This window comes from Acetobacter tropicalis (genome assembly GCF_030644465.1).
Taxonomy (GTDB): domain Bacteria; phylum Pseudomonadota; class Alphaproteobacteria; order Acetobacterales; family Acetobacteraceae; genus Acetobacter; species Acetobacter tropicalis.
Genome location: NZ_JAUYUW010000001.1, coordinates 1,238,879 through 1,255,367, shown reverse-complemented (window position 1 = coordinate 1,255,367; position 16,489 = coordinate 1,238,879). Strand labels below are relative to the sequence as shown.

Sequence of the window (16,489 nt, the reverse complement as noted above, 5' to 3'; positions counted from 1 at the left end):
CTGCGCGGTTTGTCTTTTCCTTTGTCAGCCTTGGCGATCAGTGCAAAGAGAGGGCACACTTACCGGGGCGCTGGGTGTGCGCTATTGCCCGCCATTCATGGCGGGGCGAAACCAGACAGGGAGCAACAGAAACCTCGTGACGGGACGGAACAGAACAGACCGGATCATGGTTTCTTGCCTGCTGCTTCAGGCGTTGGTGGCAGCGCCTGCCACAGCGGAAGGCGTGGATGGGCTGCAACGGGCTCCGGTAGCGGCTGTCACGCAGGATGCTCTGGGCCAGAAAGGCGACCAAAACACCCAGACAGCACTGTTTCTGCCTTTTGATGCGCAAACCGGCATTGCGGCGTTCTGGTCCGGCCCGGATTTTATTGTGGTGGCAGACCAGCCTGTACCGGCCATGATGCGTGCGTCTGGCGGAACAGGTGTGTTTTCCGGCCTGACCGTCACGGTGCTGGATTACGCCACGCTGTTGCGCATCCCTCTGCCGCAACACCCTGCCTTGCGGCTCTCGCGCCAGAAAGAAGGCTGGCAGTTGCAAGCGCCGGAATCTGCGTTTTTACAGAAAAAGGATGGGCAGACGGCGCTGGCTCCTTCCGCCGCAGCAGGGGGCGGTGTGGCTTCCACGTCTGCTTCGGCTCCTGTTCCGGCTGCCACTTCCACTACCACTGCGCCTGCAACTTCCGCTTCCGCAGGCTCCTCCTCTCCGTCCTCTTCTTCTACGGCTACGTTGTCGTTCACGGGGGCTGCGTCTCTGCACACAATTACGGCGCAGCCTGCGCCCGGTTATGTGCTGTTTCCGTTGCAACAGCCTGGGCATGAGTTTGAATTGCCGGACCCCGCTACCGGCGCGCGGCTGCTGATTGCAACATCCCGCACGGCCTCTGGCGGCGTGGCGCAGGCGCAGCACGCGGTTGGCTATTCCGTAAGGCCCACACTGGAAGGTGTGGTGGTGGAAGCCGATGCCGATCAGATCGTGATGCAGGGCGCGGCCAAAGGGGCCGTTCTGCACGCTGTCTCGCTGCATCCTGTGCCTGTGGGCCTTCCTTTGCCCGAACAGGGGGTAGAGGCCTCCCGCCAAAAGGACTGGCAGTGGTTTGGCTTGCAGGAGGCATCGCCCGCTACTCTGGCAGCGGAGCGGGAGGAAAAACTGGCGGCGTTGGCCAAGGCGTCGCCCGGGCAGAAAAAAGCGGCGACTTTTGCCGCTGCGCAGGCGGCCTTTGCGTCCGGAGCGTTTCAGAAAGCCGCCGCGCTGCTGGCCGATATGCCAGAAACCACACCGGATTCGGGATCAGCCAGTGCTGCGGGGTCTGCCACCCTGCGGCCGGAAATAGCGCTGCGTGCGGCGTCGGCTCTGCTTGCGGGCAACCTGAAAGGCGCACAGGCACTGGCTGCGCCGGAGTGGATCAGCCTGCCGGAGTTCCATCTGTGGCAGGGGCTGTATGGTCTGTATGCCGGGCAGAACAGCCAGCGCACCGCCATTCTGCTGGCGGCAGGGTTTGCACAGGCGCAGCGTTATCCCGCCCCGCTACGGGACCGGATTGTGCCAGCCATGGCGCTTTACATCGCTCGCTATGGCACCCCCGCCACGGTTAGGACGATGGAGCCATTGCCCGATGGCCCCGCGTATGATCTTCCCCGCGCGCTGCTACAGGCGCGGGAGGGGAAAACGGAAACAGCCCGCGTTGCACTGGAAAATCTGACAGCATCGGACGATGCCCAACGCGCCGCCATTGCCCGCACGGAAATTGTGCGGCTGATGCAGGATGCAGATCTGATTGCGCCGGATATGGCGGCGGACGTGTACCGCAAACTGCTGAAAGGCGAGAACGGGGCTTCACCCGCACCTGCTGACATCCGCACGCTTACTGCCGTGGGGCTTGCGCACGCCCTCATCCGCAATGGTGAGCCCAAAGTGGCGCTGAGCGTGCTGGAAGGACTTCAACCTAGCGCGGACGTGCCGGAAGACGTGCTGGCGGAGGCCTATCGGGCCGCTTTGTATCGGCTGGTGTTCAACGGTGCGTCTACTTCCCTCGGCCTGCCGCCCGGCAGTGAGGAAGAACTCTCGGTCACACAGCGTACCGCGCTGGTGGCGCAGGGGCTGCCGCATGTGCCCGATGGGGCGGAGAAAGCCAAACTGCTGCTGGGGTATGGTCGCCTGCTGCTGGAGGCTGGTCATGCAGATACCGCCGCGACGGCGTTCAGTCAGGCCATTGCCATGCAGGCAGACCCGCAGGCACGGGCGGAGGGAGAAGAACTGTTGGCTCAGGCCGCCATGCAGGCGCATCAACTGGCTCTGGCGCAGATGGCTCTGGATCACGCGGTCTCCCCGCTCATGCCGGATGATCTGGCGGCCCGCAAAGCGTATGATGCCGCCCGCGTGGCGCAGGCACGCGGAGAGACGGAAAAGGCACAGGCCCTGCTGGCACATGACGAATCGGACGCGGGACTGGATCTGCGCGGACAGCTTTATGAGGCGGACCACCGCTGGGCGGATGCCGTGCTGGTGGTGGGGCGTCTGGCCAGCCGTGGCCTGCCGCAGGATGGGGCGCTGACAGAGGCGCAACGGGCCCTTGCTTTCCGGCTGGCGACCGATGCCGCCGCCGCGCGGGACTGGGAAACCCTGCACCGGCTGAAAGACTGGCTGGCGGGCCGTACGCTGGGGCGCGAGCGTGATGCGTTGTTTACACTTCTGTTACGGCAGATGCCCCGCAGCCCCGCATCGCATTGATTTCCTTCACTTCGTTTTCGGCCGGTGTGAAAAAACCTGTTTTTTATGCAAGATAATGCTTGTCATGCGGGGCTATAGGCCGTAGTTACACCCGCTCTTGGCCCAAGGGGGCGATTTCGCCCAACAGGCTGTCTACTGGTTTGGGGGTACGTCAATGAACGCACTTGCTCAACTGGGGATGGTCTCGGAACTCCCGAGCAATAACCAGGCATCTTCTGTTCCGGTCTCGTCTGACGATGATCGTAAGGATTACTTCGTCGAAAAAGACGGCGAGAAATTTGCAGGCACACACCTGCTGGTCGATCTGTGGGACGCCACAAATCTGGATGATCCGGAAAAAATAGACCGGACATTGTGTGAGGCTGCCGTGGCTGCGGGAGCAACCATCCTGCACAGCCACTTCCACCACTTCACGCCCAATGGCGGCGTGTCTGGCGTGGTTGTGCTGGCGGAAAGCCATATTTCCATCCACACATGGCCAGAACGCAATTTTGCGGCCGTGGATATCTTCATGTGCGGCGTATGTGATCCGCACCTTGCCATTCCGGTCATGCAGCGCCTGTTCCAGGCAAAGCGGCTGGAAGTGGATGAGCAACGCCGTGGGCGCGTGGCCATCTAAGGTCCGTTTCCGTCTTTGATGGTGTGTTTGAGGGGGCCAGAATAACGCCGTAACAGGCCGCGTTCTGGCCCTTTTCTTTGTTTGGGATAAAGAGACATGACTGAGCAGTGGATTGAAGAAACCCTTTATGACAACTGGGGCCAGCGCTTCCGCGTCACAAAGGAACTGGCCCGTACCAAAAGCCCGTTTCAGGACATTGTGGTCTTTGAGAGCGAGTCCCACGGCCGCGTGCTTCTGCTGGATGGCGTGGTGCAGATCACGGAACGGGATGAGTTCGTTTATCAGGAAATGCTCACCCATGTTCCGTTGTTCACCCACGGCGCTGCGCGCAATGTGCTGATTATTGGCGCGGGTGATGGCGGTGTGCTGCGCCGCGTGCTGGAACATCCCGGCGTGGAAAAAGCCGTGATGGTGGAAATTGACGGCGCGGTCATTGAACTTTCAAAACAACACCTGCCCGGCATTGCAGGAGATGCCTGGACCAACCCGCGCGCGGACGTGATTGTGGGTGATGGCATTGATTACGTGGCAAAGGCGGCTGATGCTTCCTTTGATGTGATCATTGTGGACAGCACAGACCCCATTGGCGTGGGTGAAGTCCTGTTTACGGATTCCTTCTATCAGCATTGCGCCCGTATCCTTACGGCGGAAGGCCTGATTGTGAACCAATGCGGCGTGCCCTTCATGCAGGCGGATGAACTGCGTGAAACCAGCGAGCGCCGTGCCAAGTTCTTCCCGCATGTGTCTGCCTACGTGGCGGCTGTGCCCACCTATGTGGGCGGGTTCATGACGCTGGGCATTGCCTCCAAGGGCAAAAGCCCCGTGGGGCAGGATGTGAACACCGTGCGCACCCGCGCGCAGGATGCCGGAATTCTGGGCAACACCCAGTACTGGACGCCGGAAATTCACGTGGGCTCTTTCAATCTGCCGCCCTACATTGCCAAACATCTGCCCAAGGCAGACGCATAAAAACGGGCCATTTGGCCCGCGCAGACTCTACAACCGTGATTGACTTGAAAACGCAATGATGTCACGGTTTTTATCGCGCAGAGGGAGAGACTGGCCTAGCGCCAGCGCCGAAGGAGCAACCGCCCCGGAAACTCTCAGGCAAAAGGACCTTGCGCGATAAACTTCTGGAGAGAGGCGCTTTCGCGCCCGCCGACGGGATAGCGATCTCAGGCAAAGATACAGAAGGGGCAGACGGATATTCTCTGGTCCGGGGCCCTGAACTTTGTCTTTTTATCGGTCACAGTTTTCCGAATACGCAAGGTGCCCCAGTCTTTTTGCGGAAGGCTGCGTGCATGAGCACTGATTCTCTCCTCCACACCCCTCTTTTTTCCCTGCATGAAGACCAAGGCGGCAAAATGGTGCCGTTTGCCGGTTATGCCATGCCCCTGAATTATGCAGATGGCATCATGGCCGAGCACCGCCATGTGCGCACCCATGCGGGCCTGTTTGATGTCTCGCACATGGGGCAGGTGAAGGTGCGTGCCCGCTCGGGCAGTGTGGAGGCCGCCGCCAAAGCGCTGGAACGTCTGGTCCCGGCTGATATTGTGACCATCAAGAATGGTCGGCAGCGCTACACCCAGTTCACCAATGCCCAGGGTGGCATTCTGGATGATCTGATGGTGGCGCGGCTGGATGATACTCTGCTGCTGGTGGTCAACGCCGCGTGCAAGGCCGCCGATATTGCCCTCATGCAGGATGAACTGGTGGATTGTCTGGTAGAGCCGCTTGAAGAACGCGCTCTGCTGGCGCTTCAGGGGCCGGAAGCCGAGCAGGCGCTGGCGTCGCTGGCGCCGGATGTGAAAACCATGGCCTTCATGGATGTGCGCGCTCTGGATGTAGATGGCGCAAGTTGCGTGATTTCCCGCTCCGGCTACACTGGGGAGGACGGGTTTGAAATTTCCGTGCCCGCGCTGGATGCCTCACGCGTGGCGCGCCAGTTGCTGGCCCAGCCCAACGTTAAACCCATAGGCCTCGGCGCGCGGGACAGCCTGCGGCTTGAAGCCGGAATGTGCCTGTATGGCGCAGATATTGACGAGACGACTACCCCAGTTGAAGCCGCCCTTGAATGGTCTATTCAAAAGTCCCGCCGCAAGGGCGGGGCGCGGGAAGGGGGCTTTCCGGGCGCGGATATCATTCTGGGCCAGCTTGAAAATGGTGTGGCCCGTCGCCGTGTGGGGCTGCTGGCAGAAGGCCGTGCCCCTGTGCGTGGCGGTGCCCCCCTTTATTCTGATCCCGCTTTTGCCGATGGCATAGGCAAGGTGACCTCCGGCGCCTTTGGCCCCACGGTGGAAGCCCCGGTGGCCATGGGCTATGTGGCCACCGCCTACGCCGCCCCCAAAAGCCCCGTTTTTGCCGAACTGCGAGGCCGCGCCGTGCCTGCGGTTGTGGCATCCCTGCCGTTCGTGCCTGCGCGCTTCAAACGGTAATTCTGTTTTCTCAACGGTTTCAAAAGACTTTTTTCAAGGAGTGCTGAGGCATGACACTGTATTTTACCAAAGAACATGAATGGCTGCGCGTTGAAGGTGAGTCCGCCGTGGTGGGCATTACCAAACACGCTGCCGAGGAACTGGGCGAACTGGTGTTTGTTGAAGTGCGTGATGCCGGAACCGAGGTCAAAGCCGGTGAATCCGTAGCCGTGGTGGAATCCGTCAAGGCGGCTTCAGACATTTATGCCCCGGTGGATGGCGAAGTGCTGGAAGGTAACGCCGCCCTGACGGATGACCCCGCCCGCGTCAGCTCCGACCCGGAAGGGGAAGGCTGGATTCTGAAATTCCGCATCACCAACCCGGATCAGCTTTCCGGCCTGCTGGATGCCGCCGCCTACGCCGCATTGATCGCCTGAGTCTGCCCGCCGGGGCGTGGAGGGCGGTCTGTTTCCGCCCTCACGCCCTGGCACCCTGCCAAAGGGGCGTTGCGCTGCCCGGTTTTTTGTTAGCCACAGCGCAACGCCCGCCAGAAACATTCTTCCTGTTTCCCGCTTTTTCAGGATACCCCGCATGTTCACCCTTGCTTCCGGTCCGGACCGTTCCTCCGGCTGTTCTGCTGATACGCTGCCCGCTTTTGCAGGCCTGCAACCGGAGGCAGATACCTTTGTGCCCCGCCATATCGGCCCCACGGCGGACGATCAGGCGCTTATGCTCAAAACAGTCGGTGCGGCATCCCTTGATGCGCTGATGCAGGAAACGCTGCCCGCCGCCATTCGGGCCACACAGCCCATGGGTATTGGCAAGGGCTGGAGCGAGGTGGCGGTCCTGGCCCATCTGCGCACATTGGCCAACCAGAATCAGGTCATGACATCACTGATCGGGCAGGGCTATTACGGCACCGTTCTGCCAGCCGTCATTCAGCGCAACATTCTGGAAAACCCGGCGTGGTACACGGCTTATACGCCGTATCAGCCGGAAATCAGCCAGGGCCGTCTGGAGGCGCTGCTGAACTTCCAGACCATGATTTCCGAACTGACCGGGCTGGATATTGCCAACGCGTCCCTGCTGGATGAAGCCACTGCCGCAGCGGAAGCCATGGCCATGGCGAACCGGGTATCCAAATCCAAGGCCACAGCTTTTTTTGTAGATGCAGACTGCCACCCACAGACCATTGCCGTGCTGAAAACACGTGCGGAACCGCTGGGCATTGCATTGGTCATTGGCGCGCCGGAAACAGATCTGGTTGCAGCAGATGTTTTTGGTGCGTTGTTCCAGTATCCGGGGTCTTCCGGTGCTCTCAAAGACCCTCGCGCAACCATTGAGGCCCTGCATGCGGCGGGCGGTATTGCCGTCATGGCGGCAGACCTGTTGGCGCTGACAGTCCTGACCTCTCCCGGTGAACTGGGGGCGGATATCGCCATTGGCTCCACGCAGCGTTTTGGCGTGCCCATGGGTTTTGGTGGCCCGCACGCGGCCTATATGGCCACGCGGGATGCATGGAAGCGCAACATGCCGGGCCGTCTGGTCGGGGTGTCCATTGATAGCCAGGGCCGCTCTGCCTACCGGCTGGCGCTGCAAACGCGCGAACAGCATATCCGGCGTGAAAAAGCGACCTCCAACATCTGCACGGCGCAGGTGCTGCTGGCCGTTATTGCGGGCATGTATGCGGTCTATCACGGGCCGGAAGGGCTGCGCGCCATTGGCCGCCGGGTGCATGGGCTGACCACCACACTGGCTGCTGGCCTGAAAGCACTTGGTGTTACAGTCCAGACCGAACAGTTTTTTGATACCATCACCCTTCAGGTGGGGGATGGTGCTACGGATATTCTGGCGCGCGCCCGTTCTGCTGGCCTTAACCTGCGTGATGCTGGCAAGGGGCGTATCGGCATCAGTCTGGATGAAACCTCCACCCCCAAAACCGTTCTGGCCGTATGGTCCGCTTTCTGTGCGGAACAGGGCCGGGTGGATAAAATGGCGCAGGCGCTGGCTCCGGCCACCAGCACCATTCCCGCCAGCCTGAGCCGCCAGTCTGCTTTCCTGACGCAGCCGGTGTTCAGTTCCTGCCGTTCAGAAACAGACATGCTGCGCTATCTGCGCCGTCTGGCTGATAAGGATCTGGCGCTTGACCGCACCATGATCCCGCTTGGCTCCTGCACCATGAAGCTGAACGCCACCGTGGAGATGATCCCCATCACATGGCCCGGTTTCAGTGACATTCACCCCTTTGCCCCGGCAGATCAGACGCGGGGGTATCAGGCCCTGTTTGCTGATCTGGAACGCTGGCTGTGCGCCATCAGCGGGTATGATGCCGTGTCCTTCCAGCCCAATTCCGGCGCGCAGGGTGAATATGCCGGGCTTCTGGCCATCAGCGCCTATCATCGCGCGCGGGGGGAAACCAACCGCACAGTGTGTCTGATTCCGGCCTCCGCCCACGGCACCAACCCGGCCTCCGCCCAGATGGCGGGCATGAAGGTTGTGGTGGTGAAGTGTGATGCCGGTGGCAATATTGATCTGGAAGACATGCGGGAGAAAGTGACCGCTCACGCGGCTGATCTGTCCGCAGTGATGATCACCTATCCCTCCACCCATGGCGTGTTTGAAGAAAGCATGCGTGAAATCTGTGATCTGGTGCATCAGGCCGGAGGGCAGGTGTATGTGGATGGCGCGAACATGAACGCGCAGGTGGGCCTTGCCCGCCCCGGTGATTACGGTGGCGATGTCAGCCATTTCAACCTGCACAAAACGTTCTGTATTCCGCATGGTGGCGGTGGTCCGGGCATGGGGCCAATTGGCGTCAAGGCGCATCTGGCTCCGTTCCTGCCCGGCAACCCTGCGGCGGAAGGCACGGCTCTGGCCGTTAGCGCTGCGCCGTTTGGTTCGGCCTCCATTCTGCCGATCTCCTGGGCCTATATCCGCCTGATGGGGGATGAAGGGCTGAAACGCGCCACGCAGGTGGCCATTCTGAACGCCAACTACATTGTCAGCCGTCTGATAGAGGCCTACCCGGTGCTGTATCGGGGCGCGCAGGGCCGCGTGGCGCATGAATGCATTCTGGACCTTCGTCCTTTGAAAGATGCAGCCGGTGTCACGGTGGATGACATGGCCAAGCGTTTGGTGGATTACGGCTTCCATGCGCCTACGGTCAGCTTCCCGGTGGCGGGCACCTTCATGATCGAACCCACGGAATCAGAAAGCAAAGCGGAACTCGACCGCTTCTGTGAGGCCATGCTGGCCATTCGTGAGGAAGTGCGCGCCATTGAAGCGGGCAAGCTGACGGCAGAGCAGTCCCCCCTGCGCCACGCGCCCCATACCGCCAGCGATGTCACGGCAGAGCCGTGGGACCATGCCTACACCCGTCAGGACGCCTGCTTCCCGCCCGGTGTCAGCCGTTCCAGCAAATACTGGCCACCTGTGGGGCGGATTGATAACGCCCATGGGGATCGGAAACTTGTCTGTTCCTGCCCCGATATTTCGGAATGGATGGAATAAGAAAGCCATCCGGCCACAGCAGACCCACTACAAAAGAAGAGGGCGGAGCCAGCAGGTTCCGCCCTTTTTGTTTATGAGGTTTTGTAGAATTCTTTTGAAAAAAATATGGTGCAATCAAAGGCTATCTGAAAGCCCTTACCTGCCAACCTGACCAGACAGGCTTTCCCTTCATCCTCTGGTTTGCTGATTTGCGAGTTAAGGCTGCTCAGTGGGCAACCCCCTCTCCGTGCATGATGCGGGCGGAAAGCGCTTCAATCCCCGGCAGGATATCCTGAAGCAGATCACCCGGCGGTTGCGGCGTGTTGGTGACCACTTTGGTGGTGGCAGAAGCCGCAATTTCCGCACGTGCCTTGCGCACGGCGGCGCGGACCCGGTGCTTCCAGCCAGAAGAATGATCATACCCCAGCATCATCAACCCGGCCTGTGCCAGATTTTTCAGGCTTTCAGAAGCAGGCAGGGCATTTTGCAAGGCGGGGTTACGGGCTGCGGCGGCCTGAAACGCGGCATCATTCGCAACCCAGTAAGCCAGTTGCGCCCGCAGGGTCGCTTTCAGGTCCTTCTGGCCTGCGGCATAGGCTGCGGCCTGCCGGTTGAAGGTATCCGCTGCAAAGCTGTCGGGGCTGGCAATGTCGGCCAGCGTATTCAGGTCCTGCTCCGTAGCGCGCTGCTTGTGACGGATCTGTAAAAACTCGTGATTATGCGCGTAATTCCGCACAGGGCTGGTTACACTCAGCAGCACACTGGCGGGAGCCGTCTCACCCGGAGCCAGCCGAGCAAGCCTCTGGCTGGCTCGGGCGCTGCTTTCCAGCCCCAGTTCTTCCAGCTTGTCCTGCGTTACGGCAAGGCGAGGGTAAAGGGTCTGCCCGTCACAGGCTGAGGCCGAGGACCAGAAGCGCTCGGCAAGGGCGGCCATGCGGGGCCACAGGCGGCTATCCAGCATCTCCTCAGTGACAATTTCCGTCCACAGCGCGGCTTCAGCGCCCAGAACCAGCCCCTTCTGCGCGTCTGTCAGCGGTGTGGTCTGGGTTGTGACTTTGTCGGCAATGGTGCCACCCGGCCCGGTTGCCTGTGCGGCGGCTTCCGCTTCCGCCATGTTGGCAACATTTCCCAACGGGTCCTGCGCATACGGGATGGCGGCGGGTTGCAGCCGGTCCAGATAATAACCATCAGACACAACCACCGGGTGGCCTTCCGCCGTGGCGGCGGCTGTGCGGGCTGCCCCGCGCCAGATTTCCACCACGGTATCACGCGGAATATCAGCGGCGGTGATCTCATCCCAGCCAATAACCTTCTTGTGGCGGTGGGTCAGCGCCTGCGCAACGCGTGTGGTGAATTCCGCCTGCATTTCCGCAGGTGTTTTGAAACTATGTGCCTGCATATAGGCCTGAATGTGTGGGGACGTTGTCCATTGCTTGGCCACAACCTCATCCCCGCCTATGTGAAAATATGCATCCGGGAATAGGGATGCCATTTCTCCATACAGTGCCGTGACAAAGCGGTAGGTGGCGGGGTTGGTCGGGTCCAGCGCGGCGCGGTTTTTCTCGGCTCGGTCTTCCATGTTCAGTGGGGCCTGTGCCGCGTAACGCGGATAGGCTTCCAGCAGGGCAAAGGTATGGCCCGGCGTGTCAAATTCGGGCACCACGCGGATGCCCCGTTCCGCCGCATAGGTGACAAGGGCCCGGATCTGCTTTTGCGTATAATACGCCCCGTGTGACGCCACGGTGTGCAGGCGCGGGAACAGGCGGCTTTCAACCCTGAAACCCTGCCCATCAGAAAGATGCAGGTGCAGCACGTTCAGTTTCACCATTTCCATGGCGTCAATCTGGCGCTGCAACGTGGGGATGGACATGAAATGGCGGCTGACATCAATCATCAGCCCGCGCCAGCGGAAGCGGGGGGTATCATTCAGGCTGGCATGGGTTATCACCGCGCCAGTAGCATCCCGCCCGGCAAGTTGCAGCAGGGAGGCCAGACCATGCAGAATACCCACCGGCCCGGCAGCATCCAGCGTGGCGCCCGAAGCTGAGACAGTCAGCGCATATTGTTCCGGCATGTCCAGAGAGGGAAACGCACCGTCTTTCCCGGCGCAATGGAGCGTGATGGTAAAGGCCGAGGCATCCGCAGAGGATGAGACAAATCTGATCGGCTGGCCTGTCAGTTTTTCAAGGCGGGTGCGGAAGCGTTCAACCGCCGTGACCAGAACGGGCAGCGCTTTTCCATCCCATCGGATCACTATGGTTTTGGGCAACGGAGACGTTGCACCATCCGTCTGGATACTGGAGGGTGCTGGCATGATAACGGGTTTTTCCGCCCCGCCTGGTCCCGCCCCGCTTGTAACAGGGGCGCTCAGTGCGGGGGCGGCAGACCAGACCAGCGCCGTTGCGGAAACCAGAAAACAGCGCATGGGCCGGGTGATCTGTCGCATCATGAAAAATCCGTTGTCCTTCTTCTCAGGTCAGCAGCGAGTGCAGGGCGCATAATTCCGGGTCATGCTTCAAGGCATGGTCCAGTGCCGGGCGTATGGTCAGGGCACTGGCGGCGTCTTCATCTGCCAGAACAAGGCAGTTGGTATGAAAATGCAAGGCCGAGGCGCTGATCTGCGCTGTCACTGGCCCTTCCAGCACGGCGCGCAGCATCTCGGCCTTGGCTTTGCCAGCCACTGTCAGCACAATGCGCCTGCTTTCCAGAATAGTGCCAGTGCCCATGGTCAATGCCAGAGGTGGAACGGATTCCGGGTTGCCATCAAAAAGCCCTGCATTCTGCTGGCGTGTCTCCGGGGCCAGCACAACAGGGCGCGTGCGGGAGACAAGGGAGGAAAGGGGCTCGTTAAACCCAATATGCCCGTTTTCTCCCAACCCCAGAAGTTGCAGGTCTATGCCCCCTGCGGCCTTGATGGCGGCATCGTACTGTTGCCCTTCGGCTGCCAGATCTGCCGCCATGCCGTTGGGCAGATGTGTGCGGCTTGGGGCAATGCCGACATGCTGGAACAGGTGCGTGTGCATGTAGGCATGGTAGGAACGCGCATCCGTTGCAGGCAGGCCCACATATTCATCCAGATTGAAGGTGGTGCAGCCCGAAAAATCGAGCCCATCCTCCCGGTGGCGCTGCACAAGGTGGGCATACACCGCCTCCATGGTGCGGCCCGTGGCCAGCCCCAGAACAGAATTGGGCTTGCGGCTGATCTGCTCGGCCAGAAGGGTGGCCGTCAGGCGGGCCAGATCCGTGCGGTTGGGGCACAGAAAGACTTTCATGGTCCTACAAGGTCCTTTGCAAAAACGGCTGGAAGGGCAGGGGCATTGCGGGTGGTGCTCAGCGCTGCGTCTGCGCCAGAACGGTGCGCAGATTGCCACCGTTTTCAGCCAGCACGGTGCGGCCTTCCTCCGGGGTGAAGCCAAAACACACCAGAATGGCCAGCTTGATGCTGCCTTCGGCTTTTTCCAGCGCGGCGTGGGCTTCGGCCTCGGTGCAGCCTGTCAGTTGCTGCACCATACGGTGGGCGCGGCGCACCAGCTTGGCGTTGACTATCCGCATATCCACCATCTGCCCGCGCCATGTGTGGCCCAGCCGGACCATCAGCGCGGTGGAGAGCATGTTCAGCGCTACTTTCTGGGCTGTTCCGGCTTTCATGCGGGTGGAGCCCGCTACCACTTCCGGGCCGGTTTCAATCAGAATACCAATCTCGGCATCGCGCAGCAGGCGGGCGTCCGGGCTGCAGGAAAAACCAATGGTCAGGCTGCCTGCCGCACGGGCGGCGGTCAGGGCTGCGCAGGTATAGGGCGTGCCGCCACTGGCTGCTACGCCAATCACCACATCATCCGGCCCGGCCTTGTGGGTGGCAATGGCGGCGCGGGCGGTGTCTTCTTCATCCTCCGCCCCTTCAACGGGCTGGAACAGTGCTGCGTCTCCGCCTGCCAGTAGCAGCACAAGCCGGTCTTCCGGCCAGCCATAGGTCGGGATCAGTTCCACCCCATCCTGCAAGCCAATGCGGCCTGATGTTCCTGCCCCCACGTAAAACAGTCGCCCACCGCGTTGCAGGCGCGGCAGGGCTGCCGTTATGGCGTCTTCCATGCCCGGCAGGGCGGCTTTGACAGCGGAAACCGCACCAAGCTGGCTTTCCAGCAGCGCTTCCAGCAGGGTTCCCGTGGGCCAGAGATCAAGTGCCTCATACCGGGAATCATACATTTCAGTTTTGGCGGGCACACCGGCGGAGGACGAAACCGTGGAGGTCATGAAGCGGAAAATCCTGTTCTCTAGTATAAAAGATGCGTGTGGCGCAGGGCGCGGAAGCGGTCCAGATCAGCCTGCCATGTCGCGGCCAGTGCTGTGGCGTCTGCTCCATGGTCAAGCAGGGGGCGGATCTTTCGGCTACCGCAAAGCTGGTCAAATGTCTTGCCATTCCCGCGCCAGAAGGCTGGCCCGGCCAGCCTGCGGCCCGTGCTTAGCAGGGTCATGCCGGTGGCAACGGGGTCAAACACGGTGCGGTCCATAACGGCGCAGTGCAGCCCATGCAGCAACGTGTTTTTGAACGGGTCTACCTGCGGTGTGAACCACACATCCCTGAAGGCGGCACCGGCACAGCCAGCCGCAGCCGCCTGTTCCGCCCAGATCCGGCCATCCACGCCCGCGCTGCCCAGATACAGGAACGGCATGGTGGTGCCACGCCCTACGGAAAAGGATGTGCCTTCAAACAGACAGGTGCCGGGATACACCAGCGCCGTCAGTGGGGACGGCATGTTGGGGCTGGGTGGGCACCATGTCAGGCCTGTGTCTTCAAAAAACATGCCGCGCTGCCAGCCTTCCATGCGCACAACGTCCAGCGTGGCGGCCTTGCCCGCCAGTGCGGGCATGAAGGCGGCATTGAACAGCCGCGCCAGTTCCGCAACCGTCATGCCATGGCGCAGGGCAATAGGCGTACGTCCCACAAAGGAGGACAAAGCCGGATCCAGCACCGGGCCGGAGGCATCGGTGCCGGAAATGGGGTTGGGGCGGTCCAGCACCAGCAGCGGCAGGCCAAGCTGCGCACAGGCCACCATGCAGTCAAACAGGGTCCAGATATAAGTGTAAAACCGTGATCCCGTATCCTGAACATCAAACATCAGCAGCGTAATGCCAGATTTTTTCAGGATGCTTTTCAGCGCGTCTCCGCTTTTGGCGTAGATGTCATACACTGTGCAGCCCGTTTGCGGGTCCTGCGTTTCGGGCTCGGAAAATCCTTCGCGCATGGAACCACGGAAGCCGTGCTCCGGCCCGAAAACAGCGTGCAACTGCACGGAGGGCGCGTCATGCAGGCAATCCACAATGGAGCGGAGTGCAGCATCCACGCTCGCCACGTTGGCAATTACCCCCACCTTGTGGCCCTTGAGGGGCGCGTAGTTGGCGTCTCGCAGTTTTTCAAAGCCGGTTTTGACCGGGGCGGTGGCCTGCTTCTGGCAGGGTGTTGGTGCGGGTGGGGCGGCGTGGGCTGTAGCGGCAGCCCCGCGTGTTGCCATGGCTCCCCCTAACCCCACAGCAGCCTGAAGAGCAAGTTTGCTGGCGCGTGTGGCCAGAGCGCGGCGGCTGATACGGGTCATGATTTAGGCCTTTTGGCAGGCAGGGAGATCACGCCGCGCACCACATGCAGGCTCGCGGCAAATAGAAACAGCAGCACCATGCCCAGCAGAATCAGCCACGGAAACGCCAGTGCATGGCCGCCGGGGTGCAGTGCCACCATGGCCAGCAGCATCAGCGGCACGGTCACGCAAAAGGCGGGCAAAAGCTCGGCAGAGCGGGCGGCGGGCAGCAGCATGCCTGCCAGGAAAGTGCCCAGCATGGGGCCATAGCTACAGGCGGCAATGGACAGCCCAAGCAGCACGGCGGACTGGCTTCCCTGTGCAAACAGCAAGGAACAGCCAACAAGAGCCGCAGCCCAGACCACAGTAATGCCACGCGCCAGCGCCAGCGGGCCAACGCTGATCATCTGGCTTAGACGGGTGCAGAGCGCGGAGAAATCTCCCACCGTGGCGGCTGTCATGGCGGACAGGGTGGAGGAGAGCGACCCCATGGTGGCCGCCAGAATGGCCGCAACCATCAGCCCGCGTAGCCCCGGTGGCAGCCCATGCACAATGTAGTCAGGAAACACGGCATCTGGTGAGGATAGGCCCGTCTGCGCCAGTGGCACCTGCCCATGATACATCCACAGCAGAATGCCTACGCAGGAAAGCAGGAAGAACAACGCCGCCACGCCCACGGCGCTGCCCATCAGCGCCATGCGGGCTTCCTTCAGGCTGCGGGCGGCCAGCACACGTTGCACCATCAACTGGTCCGTCCCGTGGGAGGCAAGCGTCATCAACGCGCCCCCGCCAATGGCGGCAACAGGGGTGAAGGCACTGCTGAAAGGGACGGATGCCTGCGCAAACAATGCAAATTTCCCAGCATGCTGCAATGTGCTGAAGGCGCCGGAGGGCAATCCATGCAGCAACAGGGCCGCACACAAAGCGGAGCCCCCAAGATACAGGCAGAACTGAATGGCGTCAGACCACACAACCGCCCGCAGGCCCCCGCATAAGGTGTAAAAAAGCGTAATGCCTACAATGCAAACCAGCAGCAGGGTACGGGGCACGGCCATATGGGCCGCGGCCAGCATGGCTGTTAGTGGTAGCATGCCGGCAAACAGCCGCACGGCTTCCGCCAGAACGCGGGTGCCCAGAAAAGTGGCGGAGGCCGCACGCTGCATACGGCCGCCAAAGCGCTGGCCCAGATAATCATACGCGCTCAACATGCGGCCGGAACTGTAAAGCGGCAGAAATTTCCAAGCCACAATGGCACGGCCCAGCAGATAGCCAAGGGCCAGCCCCACAAACACCATGCCGCTGCCAAACGCCACGCCGGGCACACTGATAACGGTAAGGGTAGAGGTTTCCGTTGCCACCATGGAAAGGCAGAGCGCCCACCATGGCAGATCATGCCCGCCTTCCAGATACGCGGTGGTGGAAGCCTGGCGGCCCGAAAGAGCTACGGCCAGCAGCGGCATACCCGCTAGGTAGGCGAGCATCACGGCCAGATCAAGTATGGTCATAAAAGCCGTGTCTTCACAGTCTGGTCTCTCCCTGCAATGCGGGGGCAAGTATGCGGCCAAGCTGGCGGGGGGACAACACGGCACGGGGCATTGTGTCTTTCAATTTTGTTGTGGCATGTTAACATTCTGTTATGACAGGACAGCAGGCTAGGCAGGCTTGCGTC

The 16,489-nt window shown here is 61.2% G+C and carries 11 protein-coding genes and 1 riboswitch; of the genes, 6 read left to right on the top strand and 5 right to left on the bottom strand.

The features are described 5' to 3' along the window. Positions 1-166 precede the first annotated feature (166 nt). The 6 genes from QWU00_RS05575 (at position 167) to gcvP (ending at position 9,271) form a co-directional block, all read left to right on the top strand. Positions 167-2,728: a hypothetical protein gene (locus QWU00_RS05575; RefSeq protein WP_052051442.1), complete on the top strand. Its 2,562-nt coding sequence runs from the start codon at positions 167-169 to the stop codon at positions 2,726-2,728. Positions 2,729-2,882: 154 nt separating this feature from the next. Then, the gene (gene speD, locus QWU00_RS05570) at positions 2,883-3,347 is read left to right on the top strand and encodes an adenosylmethionine decarboxylase (RefSeq protein WP_035381295.1); all 465 of its coding nucleotides are present in this window, start codon (positions 2,883-2,885) and stop codon (positions 3,345-3,347) included. Positions 3,348-3,443: 96 nt separating this feature from the next. Next, entirely contained in the window at positions 3,444-4,316 is an 873-nt protein-coding gene (gene speE / locus QWU00_RS05565; RefSeq protein ID WP_035381293.1) for a polyamine aminopropyltransferase, read from the top strand. 70 nt (positions 4,317-4,386) lie between these two features. Further along, positions 4,387-4,476: riboswitch (glycine riboswitch) on the top strand. A 172-nt stretch (positions 4,477-4,648) separates the two neighbouring features. Next, positions 4,649-5,782, top strand: a complete 1,134-nt coding sequence (gcvT, locus tag QWU00_RS05560) for a glycine cleavage system aminomethyltransferase GcvT (RefSeq protein ID WP_035381341.1) — start codon at positions 4,649-4,651, stop codon at positions 5,780-5,782. A gap of 50 nt (positions 5,783-5,832) precedes the next feature. After that, positions 5,833-6,198, top strand: coding sequence for a glycine cleavage system protein GcvH (gcvH, locus tag QWU00_RS05555; RefSeq protein ID WP_006557690.1), 366 nt, complete (start codon positions 5,833-5,835; stop codon positions 6,196-6,198). Between the two features lie 154 nt (positions 6,199-6,352). Beyond that, entirely contained in the window at positions 6,353-9,271 is a 2,919-nt protein-coding gene (gene gcvP / locus QWU00_RS05550; RefSeq protein ID WP_187668609.1) for an aminomethyl-transferring glycine dehydrogenase, read from the top strand. 205 nt (positions 9,272-9,476) lie between these two features. Here the strand turns inward: gcvP and QWU00_RS05545 are convergent, their stop codons facing one another. The 5 genes from QWU00_RS05545 to QWU00_RS05525 are packed head-to-tail and all read right to left on the bottom strand — an operon-like array spanning position 9,477 to position 16,325. After that, entirely contained in the window at positions 9,477-11,699 is a 2,223-nt protein-coding gene (locus tag QWU00_RS05545) for a beta-N-acetylhexosaminidase (protein WP_231551817.1), read from the bottom strand. 22 nt (positions 11,700-11,721) lie between these two features. Continuing rightward, on the bottom strand, positions 11,722-12,522 hold the full coding sequence (gene nagB, locus QWU00_RS05540) for a glucosamine-6-phosphate deaminase (protein ID WP_035381291.1): 801 nt from the start codon (positions 12,520-12,522) through the stop codon (positions 11,722-11,724). A gap of 58 nt (positions 12,523-12,580) precedes the next feature. Then, entirely contained in the window at positions 12,581-13,501 is a 921-nt protein-coding gene (locus tag QWU00_RS05535) for an N-acetylmuramic acid 6-phosphate etherase (RefSeq protein ID WP_035381289.1), read from the bottom strand. Between the two features lie 20 nt (positions 13,502-13,521). Then, positions 13,522-14,841, bottom strand: a complete 1,320-nt coding sequence (locus QWU00_RS05530; protein WP_052051441.1) for an exo-beta-N-acetylmuramidase NamZ family protein — start codon at positions 14,839-14,841, stop codon at positions 13,522-13,524. After that, the gene (locus tag QWU00_RS05525; RefSeq protein ID WP_035381287.1) at positions 14,838-16,325 is read right to left on the bottom strand and encodes a sodium:solute symporter; all 1,488 of its coding nucleotides are present in this window, start codon (positions 16,323-16,325) and stop codon (positions 14,838-14,840) included. Before QWU00_RS05525 ends, QWU00_RS05530 begins: the two co-directional genes overlap by 4 nt. Positions 16,326-16,489 lie beyond the last annotated feature (164 nt).